This window comes from Paenibacillus gallinarum (assembly GCF_014836635.1).
GTDB lineage: Bacteria > Bacillota > Bacilli > Paenibacillales > Paenibacillaceae > Paenibacillus > Paenibacillus gallinarum.
In genome coordinates this window covers 788,717-810,732 of the sequence record NZ_JACSQL010000002.1, presented here as the reverse complement: position 1 = coordinate 810,732, position 22,016 = coordinate 788,717, and the positions used below count along the sequence as shown (strand labels likewise).

General features: G+C 41.1%; 21 protein-coding genes, 1 pseudogene and 1 riboswitch. Of the genes and pseudogenes, 2 read left to right on the top strand and 20 right to left on the bottom strand.

The features are described from left to right. Positions 1-21 precede the first annotated feature (21 nt). Together H9647_RS08990 and pdhA are read right to left on the bottom strand one after the other, a co-directional pair. Positions 22-1,002 (bottom strand): alpha-ketoacid dehydrogenase subunit beta, encoded by a 981-nt coding sequence (locus H9647_RS08990; protein WP_191799381.1) that lies wholly within the window; start codon positions 1,000-1,002, stop codon positions 22-24. Between the two features lie 151 nt (positions 1,003-1,153). Next, positions 1,154-2,221 (bottom strand): pyruvate dehydrogenase (acetyl-transferring) E1 component subunit alpha, encoded by a 1,068-nt coding sequence (gene pdhA, locus H9647_RS08985; RefSeq protein WP_191799380.1) that lies wholly within the window; start codon positions 2,219-2,221, stop codon positions 1,154-1,156. Between the two features lie 257 nt (positions 2,222-2,478). Between pdhA and H9647_RS08980 the strand changes: the two genes are divergently transcribed. After that, positions 2,479-3,213 (top strand): alpha/beta hydrolase, encoded by a 735-nt coding sequence (locus H9647_RS08980; protein ID WP_191799379.1) that lies wholly within the window; start codon positions 2,479-2,481, stop codon positions 3,211-3,213. 89 nt (positions 3,214-3,302) lie between these two features. Here the strand turns inward: H9647_RS08980 and H9647_RS08975 are convergent. Then, positions 3,303-3,763 (bottom strand): annotated as a pseudogene (locus H9647_RS08975) (low molecular weight protein-tyrosine-phosphatase). Positions 3,764-3,778: 15 nt separating this feature from the next. Then, complete coding sequence (locus tag H9647_RS08970; RefSeq protein WP_191799474.1) at positions 3,779-4,438, bottom strand: trimeric intracellular cation channel family protein; 660 nt, start codon at positions 4,436-4,438, stop codon at positions 3,779-3,781. A gap of 146 nt (positions 4,439-4,584) precedes the next feature. Between H9647_RS08970 and H9647_RS08965 the strand changes: the two genes are divergently transcribed. Next, the gene (locus tag H9647_RS08965; RefSeq protein WP_191799378.1) at positions 4,585-5,229 is read left to right on the top strand and encodes a thiamine diphosphokinase; all 645 of its coding nucleotides are present in this window, start codon (positions 4,585-4,587) and stop codon (positions 5,227-5,229) included. A gap of 65 nt (positions 5,230-5,294) precedes the next feature. Here the strand turns inward: H9647_RS08965 and H9647_RS08960 are convergent, their stop codons facing one another. From H9647_RS08960 to H9647_RS08885, 16 genes are all read right to left on the bottom strand, one after another. Continuing rightward, the gene (locus H9647_RS08960; RefSeq protein WP_191799377.1) at positions 5,295-6,371 is read right to left on the bottom strand and encodes a thiazole biosynthesis adenylyltransferase ThiF; all 1,077 of its coding nucleotides are present in this window, start codon (positions 6,369-6,371) and stop codon (positions 5,295-5,297) included. Continuing rightward, positions 6,368-7,135 carry a thiazole synthase gene (locus H9647_RS08955; RefSeq protein WP_191799473.1) on the bottom strand — a complete coding sequence of 256 codons (768 nt, stop codon included), beginning with the start codon at positions 7,133-7,135 and terminating at the stop codon, positions 6,368-6,370. Before H9647_RS08955 ends, H9647_RS08960 begins: the two co-directional genes overlap by 4 nt. 2 nt (positions 7,136-7,137) lie before the next feature. Then, positions 7,138-7,341: a sulfur carrier protein ThiS gene (gene thiS, locus H9647_RS08950; protein WP_191799376.1), complete on the bottom strand. Its 204-nt coding sequence runs from the start codon at positions 7,339-7,341 to the stop codon at positions 7,138-7,140. After that, positions 7,338-8,486: a glycine oxidase ThiO gene (gene thiO / locus H9647_RS08945; RefSeq protein WP_191799375.1), complete on the bottom strand. Its 1,149-nt coding sequence runs from the start codon at positions 8,484-8,486 to the stop codon at positions 7,338-7,340. Before thiO ends, thiS begins: the two co-directional genes overlap by 4 nt. Before the next feature lie 22 nt (positions 8,487-8,508). After that, positions 8,509-9,279 carry a DUF561 domain-containing protein gene (locus H9647_RS08940; RefSeq protein WP_191799374.1) on the bottom strand — a complete coding sequence of 257 codons (771 nt, stop codon included), beginning with the start codon at positions 9,277-9,279 and terminating at the stop codon, positions 8,509-8,511. Between the two features lie 153 nt (positions 9,280-9,432). Continuing rightward, positions 9,433-9,535, bottom strand: a riboswitch (TPP riboswitch). A 76-nt stretch (positions 9,536-9,611) separates the two neighbouring features. After that, the gene (locus tag H9647_RS08935) at positions 9,612-11,162 is read right to left on the bottom strand and encodes an ABC-F family ATP-binding cassette domain-containing protein (protein ID WP_191799373.1); all 1,551 of its coding nucleotides are present in this window, start codon (positions 11,160-11,162) and stop codon (positions 9,612-9,614) included. A 154-nt stretch (positions 11,163-11,316) separates the two neighbouring features. After that, a complete protein-coding gene (locus H9647_RS08930) occupies positions 11,317-12,312 on the bottom strand; it encodes a hypothetical protein (protein ID WP_191799372.1) in 996 nt (331 codons plus the stop codon). Then, positions 12,299-12,850, bottom strand: coding sequence for a hypothetical protein (locus H9647_RS08925; protein ID WP_191799371.1), 552 nt, complete (start codon positions 12,848-12,850; stop codon positions 12,299-12,301). The genes H9647_RS08930 and H9647_RS08925 overlap by 14 nt, the downstream gene beginning before the upstream one ends. Continuing rightward, positions 12,844-13,146, bottom strand: a complete 303-nt coding sequence (locus tag H9647_RS08920) for a hypothetical protein (protein ID WP_191799370.1) — start codon at positions 13,144-13,146, stop codon at positions 12,844-12,846. Before H9647_RS08920 ends, H9647_RS08925 begins: the two co-directional genes overlap by 7 nt. A 116-nt stretch (positions 13,147-13,262) precedes the next feature. Beyond that, entirely contained in the window at positions 13,263-13,745 is a 483-nt protein-coding gene (locus H9647_RS08915) for an ABC transporter permease (protein ID WP_160031920.1), read from the bottom strand. A 23-nt stretch (positions 13,746-13,768) separates the two neighbouring features. Then, positions 13,769-15,838 (bottom strand): hypothetical protein, encoded by a 2,070-nt coding sequence (locus H9647_RS08910; RefSeq protein WP_191799369.1) that lies wholly within the window; start codon positions 15,836-15,838, stop codon positions 13,769-13,771. Continuing rightward, entirely contained in the window at positions 15,828-17,639 is a 1,812-nt protein-coding gene (locus H9647_RS08905; RefSeq protein WP_191799368.1) for an ATPase, T2SS/T4P/T4SS family, read from the bottom strand. Before H9647_RS08905 ends, H9647_RS08910 begins: the two co-directional genes overlap by 11 nt. A gap of 20 nt (positions 17,640-17,659) precedes the next feature. After that, positions 17,660-18,496: a P-loop NTPase family protein gene (locus H9647_RS08900; protein ID WP_191799367.1), complete on the bottom strand. Its 837-nt coding sequence runs from the start codon at positions 18,494-18,496 to the stop codon at positions 17,660-17,662. Next, positions 18,493-19,203: a ParA family protein gene (locus tag H9647_RS08895; protein ID WP_191799366.1), complete on the bottom strand. Its 711-nt coding sequence runs from the start codon at positions 19,201-19,203 to the stop codon at positions 18,493-18,495. The genes H9647_RS08900 and H9647_RS08895 overlap by 4 nt, the downstream gene beginning before the upstream one ends. Positions 19,204-19,225: 22 nt before the next feature. Then, the gene (locus H9647_RS08890) at positions 19,226-20,278 is read right to left on the bottom strand and encodes an SAF domain-containing protein (protein ID WP_191799365.1); all 1,053 of its coding nucleotides are present in this window, start codon (positions 20,276-20,278) and stop codon (positions 19,226-19,228) included. 42 nt (positions 20,279-20,320) lie between these two features. Then, complete coding sequence (locus H9647_RS08885) at positions 20,321-21,799, bottom strand: protein kinase domain-containing protein (RefSeq protein ID WP_225229137.1); 1,479 nt, start codon at positions 21,797-21,799, stop codon at positions 20,321-20,323. Positions 21,800-22,016 lie beyond the last annotated feature (217 nt).

Genomic DNA, 22,016 nt, shown 5'->3' with positions numbered 1-22,016 from the left:
CTCCCTAGTTTAAATCCCTAATTAAAATTCGAGTACTTTGTTCACAGCTGCAATGATGCGATTAGGTGTAGGAAGCCAAGCGTCTTCGATTTGCGCAAATGGATATATTGTATCTGGACCCGCAACACGAAGAACAGGAGCTTCCAAGTGTAGAATTGCTTTTTCATTGATTTGTGCAATGACTTCAGCAGCTACGCCAGAACTCTTTTGTGCTTCTTGAACCACGATTGCGCGGTTTGTTTTCTTCACAGATGCCAAGATCGTATCGATATCGATTGGGCTAATTGTACGCAGATCGATAACTTCTACTTTAATACCTTTTGTTTTTTCCAGTTCTTCTGCAGCTTTCACAGAAGTGTGAACCATCATACCGTAAGTAATGATCGTTACATCAGAACCTTCGCGTACAACATTTGCTTTACCAAGTTCAACCACATAATCTTCTTCAGGTACTTCAGCACGGAACGCATGGTAAAGGTTCAAATGCTCCATAAAGAATACAGGATCGTTATCACGAATAGATGCGATCAAAAGACCTTTTGCATCATAAGGGTTAGAAGGGACTACTACTTTAATACCCGGAGTTTGCGTTAGCAAACCTTCCAGAGAATCTGTGTGAAGTTCAGCTGCTTTTACGCCGCCGCCAAAAGGTGTACGGAACACGATTGGGGAGTTGTAACGACCGCCTGAACGGAAACGCATACGTGCAGCTTGAACCGCAATTTGGTCAAGTGCCTCAAAGATAAATCCTACAAATTGAATTTCAGCAACAGGACGGAAACCTGTAACACCAAGACCTACTGCAAGACCGCCGATCGCAGACTCAGCAAGCGGTGTATCGAATACACGCTCTTCGCCAAATTCTTTTTGAAGACCTTCAGTCGCACGGAATACACCGCCAACATTACCCACGTCTTCACCGAAAACCAGGACATTCGGGTCGCGTTTGAGCTCTACGCGCATTGCATCGCGAATCGCTTCTTTCATGTTCATTTGTGCCATTGCTTCATTTCCTCCTTAAACATTTAACAGTTCCTATGACCACCCAGCGACCTTTGTCAGCTTGATATGTACAAGCAGTTACAAGGATCAGGGTTCAGCCACAAATTCTGTGGCAAACACTTCTATAAAAAGCCTTTACCGAATTTCGAAATTATTCGAAATCTGCTTTTTGTTCTTCCATATGTTTTGGTGTGTGTTCGAACATACTGTCGATCAGACCAGAGATTGTCATTTTTTCTGTTTTCTCAGCGCGTTTGATTTCTTCGTTCACTTTCGCTTTCGCTTCATCTTTCACGCGAGCTGTATCTTCTTCAGTCCAAAGACCTTTTTTCTCAAGGTACTTAGCAAGACGATTGATTGGATCTTTTTCATTCCATTCGCCTTCTTCGTCTTTTGTACGATATTTAGAAGCATCGTCAGACAAGGAGTGTGGACGGTAACGATATGTCAAAGCTTCGATCAAAGTTGCGCCTTCTCCGTTGCGAGCACGTTCAGCAGCTTCTCTAACAGCGGCGATTACTGCGAAAACGTCCATTCCATCAACTTGAATGCCTTTGATACCTGCAGCAACTGCTTTATGTGCGATAGACAGAGCAGCTGTTTGTTTCGCGAAAGGTGTTGTAATGGCATAACCATTGTTTTGTACAAAGAAAATAACCGGCAGTTTGAAACGGCCTGCATAGTTAAGACCTTCGTAGAAGTCACCTTCAGAAGAACCGCCATCACCTGTATAAGTGATTGCAACATTCTTTTGGTTTTTCAATTTGAAGCCCATTGCAATACCCATTGCGTGCAGAATTTGTGCACCAATGATGATTTGCGGCATCATTACGTTTACGCCTTCTGGAATTTGTCCACCGTGTTGGTGTCCGCGGGAATACAAGAATGCTTGATAAAGTGGAAGTCCGTGCCATACGAGTTGCGGAATATCACGGTAACCCGGTACTACATAGTCTTCTTTCTCAAGTGCAAACTCACTACCGATCATGGAAGCTTCTTGACCAGATACTGGTGCGTAGAATCCAAGACGTCCTTGGCGGCCCAGGTTAACTGCGCGATCATCCCAAGTACGCGTAAATACCATACGGTACATAATTTCTTTCAATTGATCATCGGAAAGCTCTGGCATCATCTCTTTATTAACGATTTCACCGTCTGGAGACAATACAGTAAGAGCTTCTACTTCCTCTGTATATACTTCGTAAGGAACCTTGCTCATTTTTTTCTTCACCTCAACAAAAAATTTGAATATCAAGTTCCGCTGTTATAGAATTATTATACACCTGTCTTGGTACATACGTCAAAGATAAACGTTGATTTTTTTAACTTCAGTCTTTTTTTGTTTGTATAACAGGTGATACAAAATGGTATAACAGCTTCATGCTAAAACCATTGCTTGTACAACGTAAGCACTTACGTTTAATCTTATCTTATTGTTAAGATGATTGCAAAAACAGACGAAAAAGGTGACCAATCATGACGGATTCTCGCTATTTAAAAAGAACGATTTTAAAAGAAGAAATGTTCAGTCAATTTTTGAATGAAACACGTAATCTTCGCATTTATCTCCCGCCTGGTTACAATGAATTATTAAGTTATCCTGTCGTTTACTGTCAAGACGGCGAAGAGTTTTTTAACTTCGGTCGGATCGCTACAACGGCTAACCGTCTTATACTCGATGAAGGCATTGAACCTTTTATTATCGTCGGCGTCGAAGTTAATGTGAAAGTTAGAACGCAGGAATACGCTCCCTTTGGCAACCTGTTTGATAAGTACACTTCTGCTTTTGCAGAAGAGGTTATTCCTTTTATCGAAGCAAAATATCCTGTTCGCCGCTCTAAAGACGAACGTATTCTGGCTGGCGATTCGCTTGGTGGAAGTGTATCGCTGCACTTGGCCTTGATGTATCCAGACCTATTTAGCAAAGTCATCAGTATGTCTGGTGCTTTTTATGAAGAATCCCAAGACATTTACGCGAAAGCAACCGACTTGTCCTCACTTGAAGTTTGGATGATTGTCGGACTCCAAGAAAGAGATTTCGAAGCCGATACAGGCGTATATGACTTTGTAGACCTCAACCGAAAAACTCGCAAACTTCTAGAAGATCGCGGTGCTGCGGTAACTTATGCTGAAAAAGACGGTAAGCATCAATGGGGTTTCTGGCAAAATGAATTGCCGGATGCATTGATGCACTTCCTCAATAAAGGTTGATTACAGGTATAACAACTCATATCGACCTAATGATATCGCTTTCATTAAAATTATAATATTAGCCGGCTCACAGAGCCGGCTTTTTTATGCTAATTTTCTTCTATAATTTGCTTCAACAATACTTCCGTCCCAAGATCAATAAGCCGGTACACTTCATCGAAATTGCCCGTGTAATAAGGATCCGGTACTTCTCTAACCTGCTCATCAGGAAGCAGATCCATAAACTTAATAATCTTGGCATTTTCCGCGCCCCGTAGTTTGCGAAGATTGAGTTCGTTTGAATCATCCATACAGATAATATAATCAAAATTAACAAAGTCTTCTTCTATCACTTGTCTCGCGGTCATCCCTTCATAAGTGATGCCTTTGGAAGTTAGTAATGAGCTTGTTCCTTCGTGAGGAGGTTTACCGATATGCCAATCCCCGTGCCTGCAGAATCCACTACTATTTTACCATCCAAATGACGAGCTGCAATTTTATGCCGCAGTACCGCCTCCGCCATAGGCGACCTGCATATGTTACCTAAACAAACAAACAAAACGTGTATCATATCTCTCTCCTCCCCTTACAAACTTTTCGTTTGATGGTTGTTAGCACCAGCCTCTAATATCACTTCTTCACTTGGTCTTAGAGATCTTCTAGGCAACTTCCATTTATAGTGCACAGATAGCATTCTCAGCATAACAACTACTGTAAAAAGAATGAGCAGACTCGTTGTACTGTTCGTCATACCCAGACCAATAAGAAGTCCCGCCATGATTGCCCACACCGCATAAATTTCATCTCTTAAGACCATCGGTTTCCGTCCTGCGAGCAAATCTCTAATAATACCTCCGCCAATACCAGTCAGAACCCCTGCCACTATAACCGCGCTGATCGGGTGATTCATTTTTGTAGCATAAAGCGCACCCTGAATAGCAAAAGCAGATAACCCAATGGCATCAAAAAACATCTCTGTTTTTTTCCAATGACCAATCCACGGAATAGGCAGCACAAAAGCAATCGCAATAGAAATAAGTGCAAGCATAATTAAGGTGCCCTGACTCCAGAGCGTTGTAACAGGAACTCCGATAAGAACGTTCCGGATTACCCCCCCGCCAAAGGCCGTCACCAATCCGAGTACCACAATTCCTAAGATATCGTAATCTTCCTCCATGGCAACAAAAGCTCCCGACATCGCAAAAGCAATCGTTCCTATAATACTGAACACTTCAAAAACACTCATATCCACTGCGGCTTCTAACCTCACCTTATAAGTCATTTTATTAACACACTTTTTACATTGTAGAAGACTTTCGGCAGATTGTGCAACAAGAAAATGTCATATATACTCAAGGGTAGTAATGAACTCACATTCAAGAAGGTGTCAGAATGACTACAAAAAGAGTAATTATTTTTACAGGAGGCTCACTCGAAGAAACTGATATCAAAGAAATACAGCCGGGAGATACTGTCATAGGTGCTGATTATGGTGCATGGTTTCTAGTCCAGCATGGAATTACACCGGATCTCTCTGCAGGGGACTTTGATTCAGTTACAGAAGACCAGCTTCGTAAAATACAGCAAAACAGCAAACAATTTGTTAGTTGTGACCCGATTAACAAGAATTTATCTGATACTGAATTGGCTTTAGAATATGCAATTAAAATGAAACCTCAAGAAATTATTATTTACGGTGCAATCGGAACAAGAATGGATCATACGCTTGCTAATATTCAGATTATGTCTAAGGTACTGAGACGTGAAATTTCATGTTCTATCCGAAATCAACATAACCGTATATCACTAATCGATTCGGTTTATATCGTTCAGTGTAATGATTTTCCTTATGTATCACTCATCCCTCTGTCGAATGAGGTTACCGGAATTACGCTCGAAGGATTTATGTATCCACTTCATGATGCCGTACTCTCTATTGGTGAATCTCTTGGGATCAGTAATCGGCTGCTACATGAAACAGGAACAATAACCATAAAAGAAGGTTTACTCCTGGTTATTGAGAGTAGAGATGAGTAATGACAGAACAAAAAACCATTCACTTCATTCGTGAATGGTTTTTTTATGAATGATTTTTATAAGAATTAGCCGAAATAGCGATGATACAACGTTTTTGCTGCTGCCTTATCTTTTGTACCGTGTACGAGAACCCGCCCGTCTTTAAAAATAACCATTCGCTGTGCATCAAGTTGAAAAGAAATTAAGAAAGGATTAACTTCTACCTTGCCTTGATTCAGTCTGCGAAGGCGCTCTGCAACCTGCTCCAGATCCCACTCTAATTTACGAGCAGGTCGTATTTGTACCGTATCCCGGCCGCACAACACCTCAGACCTATCGTTATTAGCGGCATTTAAATAAGGATACTGGCGTTTCGCTCCGCAAGAAAGACATGCTGGATTCTTAGCTCGATCTACACCAATCGATGTATATTCATTACGCCACATATCAAAAGATAATAACTTTTTACGCATAGCATCAACATTCCCACTCAGCCATTTAAAGGCTTCCATTGTCTGATTAGCCGTTACCATCTGTACTGTCTGAGGTAAGATCCCCGCAGTATCACATGTATCCCCGCCAAGCGGAACTTCCCCTAGCAGACAATTTAGACACGGCGTCTTGCCGGGAATAAAAGTATAAGTAATTCCGTAACTGCCAACACAGCCTCCATAAATCCATGGAGTGCCATATTTCACAGCCAGGTCGTTAATAATGAGTCTTGTATCAAAATTATCAGTCGCATCCATAACTAAGTCTGCAGCCTCGATCAATTCATCTAGTTCATCAATCCCTGCATCCATAACATGAATATCAATGGTAATTTCAGAGTTAATCGCCTGCAGCCGTTTCTGGGCGGCCACCGCTTTTGGAAGCCTCTGCTTTACGTCATCTTCATTATACAGCTGCTGTCTTTGCAGATTAGACCACTCCACATAATCGCGGTCCACGATCGTAAGATGACCTACGCCTCCTCTTGCGAGCGTCTCTGCGATCCCTGTGCCTAGTGCACCCGCACCGATAATAAGCACATGACTGTCCATTAATTTCTTCTGTCCTTCGGCTCCAAACGGAGCAAAAAGCTCCTGCCTTGAGTATCGTTCATGATGCTGAGCTTCTATCTTTTCTTCGTTTTTATGAGTAGAAGAAACTTCTTTGTTCAATTTTCAAACATCCCTTCCAGCGGACTACTTGCTGCAGCATACCGTTTCACGGGAATCATCCCGGACTCGTATGCTTTCCTTCCTGCCCAGACTGCATATTTCATTGCTTCTGCCATCACGATCGGATTTCCTGCGCCAGATACTGCTGAATTTAGAAGCACCGCATCTGCACCTAGTTCCATGGCATACGCTGCATCGCGAGGTGAACGTATTCCTGCGTCAATGATAACAGGGACAGCCGCTTGTTCTATAATGAATTCGAGTGCTCTTGGGTTGTTAATGCCTTGTCCAGAACCGATTGGTGACGCTCCAGGCATAAGCGCATGAACACCCATCCTTTCAAGTCTTTTTGCAAGAATGACATCATCCGATATATACGGAAGGACGATAAAGCCTTCCGCAAGCAAGATTTCACATGCTTTTACCGTTTCTAATGGGTCAGGAAGAAGTGTTCGTTCATCCTGGGTGACTTCAACCTTTATCATATCACATAGACCTGAAGCTTTCGCGAGCCTTGCAATTCGTATAGCTTCCTCGGCGGTTTTTGCACCAGCGGTATTAGGCAATAATGTATACTTCATGAGATCGAGCTGATCTAGAAAATGAGGTTCATTTTTCTTATCTAAATTGAGTCTGCGTACTGCAAACGTAAGAATCTCTGTTTCTGAAATTTCAACCGCCTTTCCTTGTACATCCAGATTCTCAAATTTACCTGTTCCGAGCAATAGCCGAGAATGAAAATTATATTTACTTATCGTTAACATCATTATCCCCCTCCTACGAAATGTACAATTTCGATATGGTCTCCATCTTTTAGCAATGTGCTATAATGCATATCTTTCGTCAAAATTTGTTCGTTACATTCAATGACAACGGTCTTTACACCAAGGTCTAGTGACTCCAGCAAATCTGTGACAGTGAACTGATCCTCTTCTATTTGAATGTACTGTCCATTTACTCTTAGTTTCAATGAATTCCCCTCCTCTCCTTTATAATCCGGCTTGCTGAAAAGGACCTAATACCGATCTCATCTTCCGTTTCTCCAGATAACAAGCGGCTTATCGTCTCTCCTGTAACTGCACTAAGTAAAATCCCATTCCGATAATGACCTACAGCAAGATACAAGCCTTGAACTTCAGAATAAGCGCCTATGTAAGGTAATCCATCTACTGTTTGTGGCCTTAGGCCTGCCCATGTGCGCAGAAAAGAGGCTTCTCTTATATCAGGAATCCAACCTGTTGCTTTATGTAAAAGGGTATTCAGGGCAGAGGCACTTACCTTATTATCATTTCCGTAAGGAATACTCGTGGCACCGATCCAAATTTCTTGATCTGGTTTTGGAACAATGTAAACATCAGGAGTATAGATCGTATAATGCAAGGTTTCGCTATTCATTGATAGAGCTACCATCTCGCCTTTTACAGGATAGGTATTCAGTTCAATACCGATGGACCCCAAGAATGCATCACTGCCAAGTCCTGTCGCAACCACTACTTTATCTGCTCTATAAATACCTTGATTCGTCTCTACTCCAGTAACACGTCCATTTTCGAGTAACAGCCTTGAAACGGAACATTGATCGATAAAAGCAGCTCCTTTCTTTTGTGCACCTTTGATATAGGCTTTGATTAACTCGGCTGGTAACAGTTGATGTTCCTCTGGATAAAATAAAGCACCTCCTGCTTTCCCCGTGATGCACGGGATTTCACCTTGGAGTTTGCTCTTGTCCCATAAGTATTCCTGCTTTGCGGGGTCTATGATTTTAGAGAATTTTTCATACTTATCTTCCAAAAAAGGAACAACAAAACCATAATCATTCATGGCTACATTGACTTCACTGTGTAGCTTTAAATCATCAATTAATGGTCCCATAAGCTGCTGGCTGCGCTTCGCCCATTTCCTAAGCTCCTCTGAAGAAAAATGTTCAAGCCCTGCTGCAAGCATACCCGCTGCATGACCAGAAGCTCCATCTGCCTGACGAGCACCTTCGAGCTGCATTACATCCATTCCATCACATGACAAGTAGTAAGCTATAGCGGATCCGATGACACCGCCTCCAATAACAAGCACTTCCGAATTTCGTTTCTTTTCCTGATTGAATCTGTTTAAAGTCAACTACCTTCCCCTCCATCCCCTGCTACTTGATATCCCCATACTTATCTAATTCTTTTCTATATCTATGGACAGCTTCCAGCGGATCTTCCGAATGTAATACTCCTGAGATTACGGCAATCCCACTTGCACCCGCCCACATCAGTTCTTCAACCCGCGAAGGTGTAATTCCACCAATAGCGATAACAGGCAGGTTAATCACTTCACAAATCTCCTGAAGCGAAGAAAGTGTTTTTGGGGGCATGCCAGGTTTACTATGAGAAGGGTACATATGCCCGTGAAAAATATAATCTACTCCCTCTTGTTCAGCTATCTTCGCTTCTTCCAGTGAATGGACAGAGACACCAAGTCTGATAGGTCGTTCAGTTGAAACTGCAGCCCCATCTTCTTTTTTGTACAACGTAGTTTTCAAAGCCAGGCTTATTTCTTGCACTCCCACATGAAGAGCTCCTGTTTTGTAGGCAAGCGCAAGTTCCTTGTGACGGTTCAGGGTCAACTTATTCATAGGGATCTTTAGCTCTAGCAATCGGTGTATGATCTTCTCCATTTCTTCGTAAGCACTCTCCTTCTTCCGAAGGTGTAATGAAGTGATATACGGCCAAATCTCCGCAAAACGGCTTGGTTCTAAATCTTGATTCATCTGCGGAGAGGAAATCACATGAAATTCAATCGATTTTCTAGGCAAGCAAATCCCCCTTCCAAACTCAACTGTGAGACCATACCGAACGCTTTCATCTAGCAGTTTACAATTGGTATGAATCTGTCCTAGCTGATAACTCATTTGTATTGAACGCAAAAAAGCCACTCCTCGTAAGGAGTGGCTTGGTTAGGCGAAATTGAAAATGAGTATTCACTAAAGCGATATAAAGCAAGAAGGAAGGAATTCCTCTCCCTTTCACATCAACTTAGCCATATACTTTGTTCAATACGTCAAAACTCATACTAGCACAAGTCTGCTAGCCCACTTCCCTACGCTGGTTCTAACCAGATCAGGTTCAAAGGGTCCGGAATATATCCATCTCAGCCGACAAGCGGCCCCCCTAGTGATTCGTCGTTATAAAGTTACGTTCAGGTGCTCATTCTAACACAGATGAGAAAATTTGTAAAAAAAACCTCACTAGCATAAAACTATGCTTCTTGAGACCATTCCTCCACATTCCAAATCTTGGTTACCCAATCTTCATAGAAGTCAGGTTCGTGAGATACAAGGATTACAGTACCTTTAAATTCTTTTAGCGCACGTTTCAACTCTTCTTTAGCCACGACGTCTAAGTGATTCGTAGGCTCATCAAATAGAATCCAGTTCGTTTCGCGCATCATTAATTTACATAGCCGTACTTTAGCCTGTTCTCCACCACTCAGCATATTTAGAGGTCTTGTGATGTGTTCATTTTTAAGACCGCAGCGAGCAAGGTGTGCACGTACTTCATGCTGATTCAGATGGGAAAACTCGTTCCATACATCATCGATCGGTGTGATTTTCTCAGGACGAACTTCCTGTTCAAAATAAGATGGGAACAAAAAGTCACCAAGGTAAGTTTTACCGCTATATGCGGGAATTTTACCGAGAATTGTCTTAAGCAGCGTTGATTTACCTACACCATTACAGCCGACAATAGCAATTTTTTCCCCACGCTCAATCGTCATCGTCATCTTCGGAAGGAGTGGGCGGTCATAACCAATTTCAAAATCGATTCCTTCAAATACGGTTTTACCGCTGGCTCTAGCTTCTTTAAATCCGAAAATAGGCTTCGCAGCTTCTTCTGGGCGATCAATTCGTTCCAGACGATCCAGTTGTTTCTCACGGCTCTTCGCTCGGCCTGACGTAGAATATCTCGCTTTATTACGTTGAATAAAGTCTTCCTGCTTCTTGATGAATTCCTGTTGTTTCTCATAAGCATCAATATGCTGGTTTTTGTTCATATCCGCCATATCAAGGAATTTTTCGTAATTTGCCGTATAGCGTGTAAGCTTCGCAAATTCCAAATGGTAGATCACATTAACAACCTTGTTCATAAATTCCGTATCATGTGAAATAAGCATGAACGCGTACGGATAATCATTCAAATAACGGGTAAGCCATTCAATATGCTCTACATCCAAATAGTTAGTAGGCTCATCTAAGAGTAGAACATTAGGTTTCTCAAGCAGCAATTTTGCGAGGAGTACCTTCGTACGTTGTCCTCCACTAAGTGCAGATACATCCCGATCAAGTCCAATAGCAGACAAACCAAGTCCATTCGCCATTTCTTCCACTTTTACATCAATGAGGTAGAAATCTCCGATTTCCAGCTGCTCCTGAATTTCTCCCATTTCCTCAAGCAATTGCTCAAGTTCCTCAGGCGAGGCATCACTCATTCGTTCTGTGATTTCCAACATTTCTTTTTCAAGTTCAAGCAAAGGTAAAAATGCATCCTTCAAGACATCACGAATTGTTTTTCCCGGAGTTAGTTTCGTATGTTGGTCTAAGTAACCGTAACGAACTTTTGGTGTCCACTCCACTTTTCCGCTGTCTTTCAGCAGTTTGCCCGTTAAAATATTCATGAGTGTCGATTTGCCGACCCCATTCGCTCCTACAATCCCAACACGCTCTCCTGCAAGCAGGCGGAAGGAAACATTCTTAAATAAAGTACGATCTCCAAAATTGTGACTTACATTTTCAACAGTCAATAAACTCATATCGTGCGATTGGCTCCTATCTGTAAGGCAGTATGCCTATATTATCTTGTTCATATTTCACTCTAATATGATATATTAGCACAAGACAGAGCTCTACCGAAACAAGGAGTTTTAATAAGCCATAAACTTCTTGTTATTATATTTGAGAAAAAAACTAGAAACTACCTTGTCCTTCATAACAAGTTCGCTCATAGTAACCAGAGGCGGCCGCTTCTTTCGCATTATTGAACCTTTCTACTGGCCTATAAGGAAACTCACAACCGCTTTTATAGTAATATTTAGAACCTGTCGATTCATCGATCGCACCGATGATCACATCTTTTTTCACTAATCTTCCACTTCCAAAAGCATAATTATTGTAATACTGATCACCAACAGGGATTCCCTGAATAAAAGCCATGACTCCCACATCATCAATCGTGTTGTACCACTCTTCTTGTGGAATGATAGGAAGTGTAAACTGATATACATTCCCATTACGAAGTATATGGTCATTATGATATGAAATGGCGCTCGCAAGATGATCTTGAATTGTGCTGACTATGACTTGTCTTCTTACATTTTCAAATCCTTCTGCATCTTGTAATAAAGGTATAGAGGTTAGCAATTGCAGCTCATTCCGGTAACCCTCTATCCACTGATCCGTGCCTTGAGCATATACGTGTACATAATCATCCAGTGTAAATCGAAATAGGTTGCCATCGTCATCTTCATATACATACAATTTCTTCTCCGTCCATAAATGCTCTTCTGCCTCATTTCCGGAAATATCCGTGTAAGCTGTTGAACGATAAAGATAGAACCCGTCATAATCGATAACGACAAGAGCCGGCAGGTAGGTAAGAAAAGCTTGCTGCGCAGGAAGGTCATTCTCAAGTCCAAAATTGATTGAAATGGTCTGCATGAATCGATCGAGTAGAAGATCTTTATCCACCTTAAGCAGCTTGACTGAATCATAACTTGCTTCAAGTGATGGGTCCTCGTTTTGATGCATCATTTGACTTGCATCTTGTACCGCAGTCTGAATCGACTGGTTATATTTCTGCTCTAACCTCATTACCATCAAGTCATCCGTCCCATGTAGAGAAAAAACCCAGAAGAAAGGAAACATGATAATCACAAAAAGAATGGAATAATCAGTAATCCTCATTTAGCACCATACCCCCATAATTGGCGGTTACCCTGTTCACGGATTTAGCTCCAAAATGAAGCCACTCCTGAAAAATAACGCCTGGTGTGCGGTTTGTATTCTGTACTTCGACTCGAAAAGAATCCCCGCTTGTCAAAAAGTACTTTCGGCTAGGATCATCAGTTGAAACGAGATTGTCCGGATATAAAACAGGCATAATTTGCTCATTATAGTAGCCATCCATAACCGCATCAAACTCGCCTGTAAAACCCATCTGATTGGCGGGGTCATCATACGCCGGGACATATTTTTTATGAAGATGTTCGATTTGGGTGTTATATGTATTTCCGGTTAAAGATAATTCCTGTTGAAACTGATTATACATCGTCGGAGTGATATATCCTTTTGTTCTTACTGCATCAACAAAGCTAGTGACCGTATTATATACGGTCAGCTGAGAAAGCTCATCTTGTCTGTTTGCGGCCTCTGCCGCAGGATATATATATAACAGAATTACAGCAAGCAGTGCGGCAAGCATTTTTGAAAGACTGTCTACCAAGGAGCAATTCCCTCCTTCCAAAAAGAGATTTGCTTAAGAACCCCTGTTGAATCTCTTTGGTATTCTATAAGGTAACTTGAATTTATTTCGATTGTTGCTTCCTCTAGATCTAGACCATTCACTTTTATTTTGTAGGATTCATAGGATCTTCTGTTCTCCGTACTCTTGGCTTCATTGATAAGTGCATGTACATATCCCCCTGCAACTAATTCCGTCACGGGTGATACACTCACACTTTGGAGTCTTCCATCTTCTATTGCATGATGATTACGTCTCTCTTCAGCAGCTTCTTCCATACTGGATAGTAGAGAAAGTGTGAAAATGCAGGCGGCAAGACAAAGGCTAACGACTGCACTTAAAAACAGGATGTCTCGTGTATGTTCTCCCAGCTTGCTCGCCCCTTTTCATCTAATTATGATTGTGTAAATAGGAGTCCACGTACCACGTTGGAACTATCCTTCACCACAGTAGCTTTAAATCTTCCGCTTGGATTTACGTACTCGCTTTTACGTTCATTTAATGTATTTTCAACGGCACCTAATGTTGCCCCCTCAGGTGCTACTACTTCGCCATATGCGGAAGACTCTGTTGTTACATTAAGAGGATATCCATACCATTGTCCTGCTGCATTTTTACCTGTTTTAATGTAAATACCGAACTGGTCTTTTCCTTTGAATTTACGCAGTGCATTCGTTACTTGAGATCCGCTAATCGTCGTTCCGTCATAAACGGTAAATGAAGTTTGTGATAATTCAGTCTGAATATCAGCAAAGTTATTTTGAGCTGTCTTGGTTGCCTCCTGAGCAGAAATAAAGAGAATGACGACAATCGTTATCAAGGCAATGGTAAGAAAAATACCTGCTGCCACTTTTAATGCGGAAGATGCGTTATTCATTTTTACTGCCTCCGAGTTCTCATTTATATTTTTTGAATTTGTTCATAATAAACATTCATTTGCGTAAAACTGACCACGATGAGCGGGAGCACCAGATAAAGAAAGATTAGAGCATACATCGGTGTAAAACCAATGATACGGCCCCATTCTGCTTTCGTCTCGATCGTCTTCGCATATTCTTGTCTTCTCTGTTCAAAATAAAAGGACATCTGATGATCCAAATCATCGAATGCTTCCTTTATTGTGATCGTACCGAGCGCCAGTATAAGCTTGTCTGCCACCCTTTGAAACTCAGGTAAAGTTATTTCTTCCTTTAATTGTTCCAGCGCTTCTTCAGGGCCATGTTCATAGTGAAGAAGACATTTTTGTAGCGGAGTTTTGAAGATTACCGCGAAACGATTCAGCCATTCGAGTATCTCTTCAACCGACATTCGGTCCATATCTCGAAGAATCGAAATTACAGTCTGATACTGATATACTTCATGTCTCATATCCATTCTGCGAAAGCGCCTTTCGGTGTAGAGCAGCAATAAGGGAAGATGGTAACCTATGTAAGCTATGAACAGACAAGACAACAGTTCCCACCAATGAAAAACTTCATGATTCCACGCCTGGAGCTTCTCTGTAATTCGATGTGCTGAAGTATTTATATCTTCATGAAGCAACTTTTTATCTGAGTGACGATGCAAAGAATTCTCAATCTGTTCGTAGGTGCTGCTTGCACTCATGTTCAAATCTTTCATTACTTTCTGGTCGAGAGTTATCCACCAAAGTGAGGTTTCCTTCTCCGCTTGCGGTAATTCTCCAAATACAGTAGCATTCACAACAGGCTGATTTGAGATATGATCTCTTTCAATATGATGCAAGATACCGACACTGCTTACGGCAAAAATAAAACATCCGATAAAGTAGGTAATTCTTCTCACTTCAAACCATTCCAATTTGAGATGGGTATTCGTATCACGAAGAAGCTTAACAAGAGATGCATAGGACCGAGTGCCCGTTTTCGGACCAAAAGCCGATGCTAATTGCCGCATCCATTTCCACTCATACAATCGCTTTTCCCATATCCTCTTCCTGTCGTCAGCCCGATAACCCGTCTCTTGCGTCCGCTGAATCTGTTGTAATAATGCATAGGATCCGATGATAATGATGTAAATAGACAACAGAATAATAAATCCAAGTTTGCTTTCATAAAATTCATTCATCGTAGGAAAACTGTTTCTTGCCCATTCCTCTATGGGTTTTGTGAAAAAGACCGGAGCAAGACTAATCACATTAAGACCTTTTAATAAATAATCCAGCTTTGCAAGTCGTAATATTTCCAAATGGATTTCCTGAGTTAAACTGCCAATTCCCTTGAGATAGATGGAATCTTGCCTTGCCTCCTGATCTCCGAACTCCATTACCATATAAGAAATTCCAGCAAATGCTTTTAGAAATCGATTAGGGGCTGTTTCATAATAACGTTCCAAAGCTTCATCTGGATGAACAGATGTTAGCGCAGCATAGATGTGCATCGCATGTCTCGCAGCTTCTCCTTGAGACACTTCGGCTGCTTCGTATAACGCTTCTTCCACCATGCCATGTTGATGGTATCTATGCCTGACTTCTGCAAATAACTCTACCATCTCAGACAAAAGTTTACGTTCTTGTCTAGCGACCGCCATATCTAGAAATAGACTGTTAACTACAATACCTACCAGCAAAACCAACATGAAGAAATGCAAGCCAGGCTGAATTGTCATGAGAACTATACCTGAAACAAGGAAGGTAGCCCATATCAGAAAAGTCTGTTTCATCGTCTCTATACGCAGTAAATATTCACTCATTCCATATTGGTAACTTAATTTTTTACGGACAAGTTGAATATAATTGGCGACACCAGGGATTTTAGCTGCATAAGAATACGACTGAACGAGAAAAGCTTTCACTACAGCGCTGAGATTTTTTGGACTGCTAATTTTTTGGTTATCCATCCTATGAGCTGAAAAATTCTGCTTACGATTCATAAGCTGTATGAAAACGTAAATGATGAGCAGACCTAAGATGGATACAGTCAGAATAAGAAACAGCACTTGTTTAAGAGACATGGCTTCTCCCCCAATACGATGCTGCAAACTTTTCGAACTTCGTAGCATCCTCCGAGCTCATCTGTGAGATCATTTCCTGCTGATTAATTGATGAAATCGGAGAGACCATATGATACATGCCAGCACGATACTCCACGATATTCCGATAGGTAAAAGCTTCTCCACCTGAGCGAGATGATGCTAGATCTGGGACACATTCGGTAATCCGCTCAATATATCTTCCTCCATCCGCATCTTTTTTCAGATGAATATCAAAATTAAGCACACTTGCCACCTGTTCCTCCGCAATATGTTCATGTCTAAACATTCCTACTTTAAGAAGTGAATTTCTCAAAGAAAAAATTAAATCAGGAAACGTTTTGGCATGGTGTGTAAACACGGTAAATAGACTGGCCACCTGTGACATTTGAATCATCCAAGCCGCCACTTCATCACTTGCTACCTCCCCGAGAATATTAACCGTTCCATCGGTCTTTTTTTGCAGATCCAGCCCTTGTTGGCCTGAAATATGATCTGTCTCTCGGAAGCTCAAAATATTACGTTTGCTGTACAGCTTTCGTAAATGAAGTTCAAAGGCCATTTCCTGTACACGAAGGGTATGATATGGATAAATATGCTCAATCATCGCCATTAACAAGGTCGTTTTTCCGGAGCCCTGCGCACCAGTGATCGATGTAATTCTGCAGCCTTTCATAAGATAACGAATGAGTTCAATAACCATATCTGAGTTAGCGCCCGTTATTAATTTCGGCAATGTCGCACTCGGTAAATCGAACTTTCGAACAAAAAATGCCCACGATTCCGAAAAAGGCGGTCTAACGACAACTACCCTTGAACCGTCCTTCATCTCATTCACCTTATATCCTTTGGATTCTGATAACTGACCCGGATGATTGTACTTGTATATATTCTGACATACCCTTTTCAGCTCACGTTCTGAACCAAAAGATAAAAATGATAAATGGATCGTCTTCCCTCTATAAAAAATCCATACACTTTCTGTACTGCGGCTAACTTCTGATTCTATTTCATAATCATGATCTTCCTTAAGAATATGAAATGGCATATCTGGAATTGGATTCATCTCATGTCCTAATATTCCGCTCACCCCAGCACTTACCCCGTCAATCTGCTGATCCCGAATATCATCAACAACCGAGAATCCTTTATAATGCTGATAAACCCGTTGTACGAGAATATTAACTTTGTCTAAAAAATGCAGTTCGCGATATTCACACTCAAAAATATACATAATGTCTTTCGAAGTAATTTCGTAGTATCCACCTGAGTCTGATTCAGACTGCCTTCTGAGTTCTGCCAAATCATATGTATCAATGAGCTTTGATAATGCTTCTACTCCAAATTGCTGCTGGTAAATATAAAATATAATCTCGAATTGGTCCTGTATACTTAACTCATCAAGACGATCAAATGGGATGGCTTCATTAATATTACGTTCTGTCAGTCCATAACTATGAATAAGTACATCGGTAATTAATTTCTTAACATAATGTTTATCACTCATGCTACCCGATATACAGTCTTTCAGAGCTCTTCTCATCTCAGCTCTTTGATTTATTTTCCGCTTATATTCCTCTTCGTGCAGCCCTGCATCTGCCAATTGGCTATGACTTAACTCATGTAACGCCTGTTTCACATACTCTGTTACATGCTGTAATGTTGCTTCTTCTTCCTTCCCTTTTTTAGGGATGGACTCTATGATTTTTCGGTTATTTCTTAACTTGATGAATAAGAGAAGAATACAACTGGCAGACAATATGAGCAGAAGGAAAATATTCATTTCGACTTCCCTCCCAGCTGTTATGCTCCTCTTTCGAGCTGTTTTAGAATACTGCGCAAACCGGCACTTTCCATAATCATTTTGGATAATTCACGAATGCTCGCAGCGAGTTCTCCCATTTCCCCGCTCTTCTTATCCATATTTATCGTCTGATGAATGTAAGTACCGATATCTCTTCGATTCCATGCATCTCTATACGGTGAGCAATATGGAATAGGTAAGATTGGATCTCTATAACCAAAACGACGTTTAATATTGGCTGGAGTACAATTGGAGTCACGATCATATAAGCCGAGTGAAATTATAATCTTCTTCTGTTCCCATTCTTCCTTCCACTTCGTGTTTGTGAAGAATTGTTCTACTTCTCGCATATTCTGATTCAGATTGACAACCACAACATCACTATCTTTCATGATATCTCTCTCCCAACTTTCTCCACTTCCTGCATCCAGTAATATCAGATCATACGCCGCATTCGTAATTTTAAAAATAGAAGATATCTGCTTCATGCTAAGATCCATCTCTCCCGTAAACGGAAGTCTATATTTTCCTGGAAGTAAATCCAGCTGGTTCCTCAGAAGAGGTACCGTACAATCTCTAAACTTTTCTTTTGTCAAACTTCCACTCGAATACAAACGAAACATGGCATCCCAACCGGTTGTTGATAACTGATCCAAAACAAAGTCAGTGTTTGTTTCACGAATTGGCATCCCTAACTCGCAGCTTTCTCCTGCATAATCCATATGCATGACAAGGGTACGTAAACGCTCAGATAATCCAATCATATAAGCTACTGATATCATGTTTGATGTGGTGCCACTACGCTGGTATGGACTCCAAAAAGTAACAATACTCATGCTCTCTTCCTTTCTGTAAGGGATATGGCTTTTTTCGACTCCACATAGGTCCATCCGGTAAGGAGTTCAAGCAATAACGTAAGTGATTTCTTATATTGCCTTGATAAAGGCTTCACACGAATTTTTTTGATATGTTCATTTTCAATTTGCAGCGCCATATCCATCTCATTCCAATAGATCGAAACAGATGTTTCATGAAAATGTATAGGAATGTCATTGTAAAATCCCCATGCATACTGATCTATTGTCGTATCAATATTCTGAGTCCAAAGTTTGTAGAAGTTCGGTAACTCTTCGACTTGCAGTTTCTCTTGAAGTTTATAAATCCATTCTTTGCCTCTCTCAAGATGCTGACGACGATACGTACTAACCCATAGTCTTGCTGCCGCTGATATCCACTCTTCTTTTGATAAAAAATCTAATTTTTCGACATCAACAAGAATAAAATCATAATGGGTTATATCCTCATCCACACTAGATAAGTAATCCACCATTCGCTTATAACTTGTAAACCCGCAAGCTACATCAAATCCTTCAAACTCAGTAATCCACTCAGGTAAAAAGATCGGATCAATGCTATACCTATAGCGTTCATATTCGGTTCCATCAACAAGCAGTACTTTAAAACCCATGTTCGCTAGGATCTTACTAAGATATAATGTTACGTCTGTTTTGCTTGCCAAACCTGCAAATATCCATGTTTTCATTGGTTAGCCCTTCACCCTTCACTTAAGGATTTGACGTCCCTGGCTGTGATAAAATTTGATTTTGTTCCGCTAACGGACCATAAACTTCTTTGGAATTTTCGGGTCCTTCAGACGCAGATTCTTTCCATATTACTGCTCCGCTCGAACCTTCAGAACTTGTCCGGTTCATATCTTGATCTGTGTGCCATGATTCTCCCGAAGAGCTTATACCTCCGCCTCGCGAAGTCAGAAGATCCTGTTCAATTGATTCTGAAACTACGTTTGTCTGGGAGGAAGCAAGAGCACTCTCTAGTGTCCCTCTCAAGTGTTTTGCTAGAGCCTGTTCCGCGTGTTCTACTATATTTGGATTTACCTCGATTAGTTGCAGTACCTTTTCGTTAGCTGGATATGTAGGAATAGCTCTTTCTTGAAATTCTGGCTCTACATAACTTAGTGAATAGAGAGATGCTTTATGTAAGTAGGCATCAACCATTGCGCTCGACAAGGTCAGTATTTCTTCCTCCGTCAATGTGATCCACATGGTAGGACCGTTTAGTTTCTCTACCTTTTTTTTTGATAAAACAATATAATCTTGACCTGTAGGAAACTGAATACGAACATCGACCATTTCTCCCGCTGTTAATACAGATGGCAGTTTAATGACTGAAATCTCACGATTTCTTAGGTCAGCTGGAGTAGGCTCGTCCTGATACAACATGGCTTCGGTAATGACTGTTCCTGTTTGCAGTTCTATTTTTGCTACTGTACCTCTTATATCCTCCAGGTCATCCATTAGATTCGCTGGCGACTGGTCTGCAGAGATCTGGATAGCTTTCACATCCGAATTCTGAATTAACGTACCTGGCTTCACATCTCGAGCAGCAACATAACCTTTCTTGCTATTTTTCTGTTCACCCTTTAACTGCTGTGTAAGCTCGCCTAGCTTTATCTCATACTGTGCTTCTTGCTTATTCTTCTTCACATTGTCAGCATAAAAATCGTAGAACATATAACTTCCGAGTAGAAGACTAGCAGCTCCTGCACCTGCAAGACCGGCATAGATCATTTTTTTGCTCTGTCGTCTAAGTTTTGACACAAGTGAACTCCTATCTACACCCTTTACTTTGAGTGCTGTTTCCTAATTTCTTTTTTTGAAAAAGAAGCTTCTCTTCTTTATCGCTGGAGGAACAATATCCTTAAGTATGTCTGATAAAACTTCATCTACCTCATCTTCTTGATCAAATGGGTCTATTTGTAGTGGCAAACTGTATACATGTTTTGAGTTCAAGTTTTTTCTCAATCTCACTACCGTGTTTTTTCCGGCGAGAGGAACAACATAATTCCACTTTGCTTTAACAGTTGAATCATAACTTCGTGAGAACAAATAAATATCTGACTGCTTCCACTCTGCGGCCCCTCCAACCACAATCGGCACATCACTTCGCTGTAGCTCTTCCATGGAATAGGGATGACGTTCACATCCTAGATCCAAAACAATATATTGATAATTGCTATTTAAAAGCTGGAGAATCTCTTTCTTGCTTGTTCTGCGAAAATAATGAACTCCTGTTATTTCAAACATCCGTCGTTCTTCTGTCACGCCATCTTCTCCATGAGCAATCGAATCTATTCTCGAAAAAGCAGTCGCTCGCTGAGAAAATTCAATAATGGCTACCTTGCATTTCAATCTAGCCAGATAATGAGCAATGGCTATGGAAGTATGAGTAACGCCCACGCCAGGTCCTGTACCTATAACAGAGACAACACAAGTTCCGTGTGGGAACACCGCTCCTTGTTCTTGTATTCCAGGTAACGAGCGATGTGATAATTTGAACATCTCTTCTCTAAGCTCTTCTACTGACTGATATCGGCTCCCTGGATCAGACCGAAGCAGTTTCCTGATGATCGGAATATAAGGACGAAATGCCTCATGCCGTAGCAGTTGCTCTACGCCCGGTATCCATTCGCTGTGTGCTCCCCGGGTTATCAAATATAAGAATAATGCCCCAAGGCTATACAAATCGGACCTTACATCCGTCTGACCAGTGCCATACTGTTCGGGTGAAGCAAATCCGATGGTTCCGAGTTTCACTGTATCCTGCTGATGATTCTCCTTATAATTTCGAGCAATCCCAAAATCGATAAGTCGAAGTTCTTCTGCTCCAGTGATCATGATGTTTCCCGGCTTCAAATCACGATATATGATGGCCGGTGAACGGTGGTGCAAGTAATCAAGAACTTCCATTACCTCTTGGATCATCAGAATGATCTTGTCAAAAGGCAGTATAAAATCATGTTTGCTAAGATATTCAGTAAGGGTTACCCCCTGAATGTAATCCATCACTAGATAGGTATATCCTTCAGCATCGGGTTCAAAAAAATCAACAATCTGTGGTAAACGAGGGTGCTGAAGTTCAATCAGCATCTCGGCTTCTGTAACTACATTCCCTTGATATCCTGGATGCGCTAGGCTTTCTTTGATCGCCCATTTCTTTCCGGGAAGCCTTAAATCTTCTGCCATATATACATGACTCATTCCACCAGAACCGATACTCCTAACAATCTGGTATCTCCCTCCGAGGATAGAACCTCTTTCTAAACGCGAAGGAAACCGCATGATTACCTCCTTATGCACATAAAAAAAGAGAAAGCCCCCTATTGCTGAATTTGCAATCGTTACTTGCAAATTCACACAACAGGGATGCTTTCCCTCGTTTTTCGTACTGGTTAATTTTGGATTCATTATATGACAGGAATGAACCAAATGTAAAGAACTTTTTTATATGTTCTTTTATATGGCGAAAGAAATTTGTCTATATAGTCATCTTCTTTTC

Excerpts from the sequence above, each read along its gene's own strand:
- H9647_RS08920 (WP_191799370.1), bottom strand. The coding sequence starts at position 13,146 with ATGGAAGAAGCTGCTGAAGAGAGACGTAATCATCATGCAATAGAAGAT.
- H9647_RS08935 (WP_191799373.1), bottom strand. The coding sequence starts at position 11,162 with ATGAGTTTATTGACTGTTGAAAATGTAAGTCACAATTTTGGAGATCGT.
- H9647_RS08990 (WP_191799381.1), bottom strand. The coding sequence starts at position 1,002 with ATGGCACAAATGAACATGAAAGAAGCGATTCGCGATGCAATGCGCGTA.
- H9647_RS08905 (WP_191799368.1), bottom strand. The coding sequence starts at position 17,639 with ATGAATATTTTCCTTCTGCTCATATTGTCTGCCAGTTGTATTCTTCTC.
- H9647_RS08965 (WP_191799378.1), top strand. The coding sequence starts at position 4,585 with ATGACTACAAAAAGAGTAATTATTTTTACAGGAGGCTCACTCGAAGAA.
- H9647_RS08910 (WP_191799369.1), bottom strand. The coding sequence starts at position 15,838 with ATGTCTCTTAAACAAGTGCTGTTTCTTATTCTGACTGTATCCATCTTA.
- H9647_RS08970 (WP_191799474.1), bottom strand. The coding sequence starts at position 4,438 with ATGAGTGTTTTTGAAGTGTTCAGTATTATAGGAACGATTGCTTTTGCG.
- H9647_RS08915 (WP_160031920.1), bottom strand. The coding sequence starts at position 13,745 with ATGAATAACGCATCTTCCGCATTAAAAGTGGCAGCAGGTATTTTTCTT.
- H9647_RS08955 (WP_191799473.1), bottom strand. The coding sequence starts at position 7,135 with ATGTTAACGATAAGTAAATATAATTTTCATTCTCGGCTATTGCTCGGA.
- H9647_RS08980 (WP_191799379.1), top strand. The coding sequence starts at position 2,479 with ATGACGGATTCTCGCTATTTAAAAAGAACGATTTTAAAAGAAGAAATG.
- H9647_RS08895 (WP_191799366.1), bottom strand. The coding sequence starts at position 19,203 with ATGAAAACATGGATATTTGCAGGTTTGGCAAGCAAAACAGACGTAACA.
- H9647_RS08885 (WP_225229137.1), bottom strand. The coding sequence starts at position 21,799 with ATGCGGTTTCCTTCGCGTTTAGAAAGAGGTTCTATCCTCGGAGGGAGA.
- H9647_RS08930 (WP_191799372.1), bottom strand. The coding sequence starts at position 12,312 with ATGAGGATTACTGATTATTCCATTCTTTTTGTGATTATCATGTTTCCT.
- pdhA (WP_191799380.1), bottom strand. The coding sequence starts at position 2,221 with ATGAGCAAGGTTCCTTACGAAGTATATACAGAGGAAGTAGAAGCTCTT.
- H9647_RS08900 (WP_191799367.1), bottom strand. The coding sequence starts at position 18,496 with ATGAGTATTGTTACTTTTTGGAGTCCATACCAGCGTAGTGGCACCACA.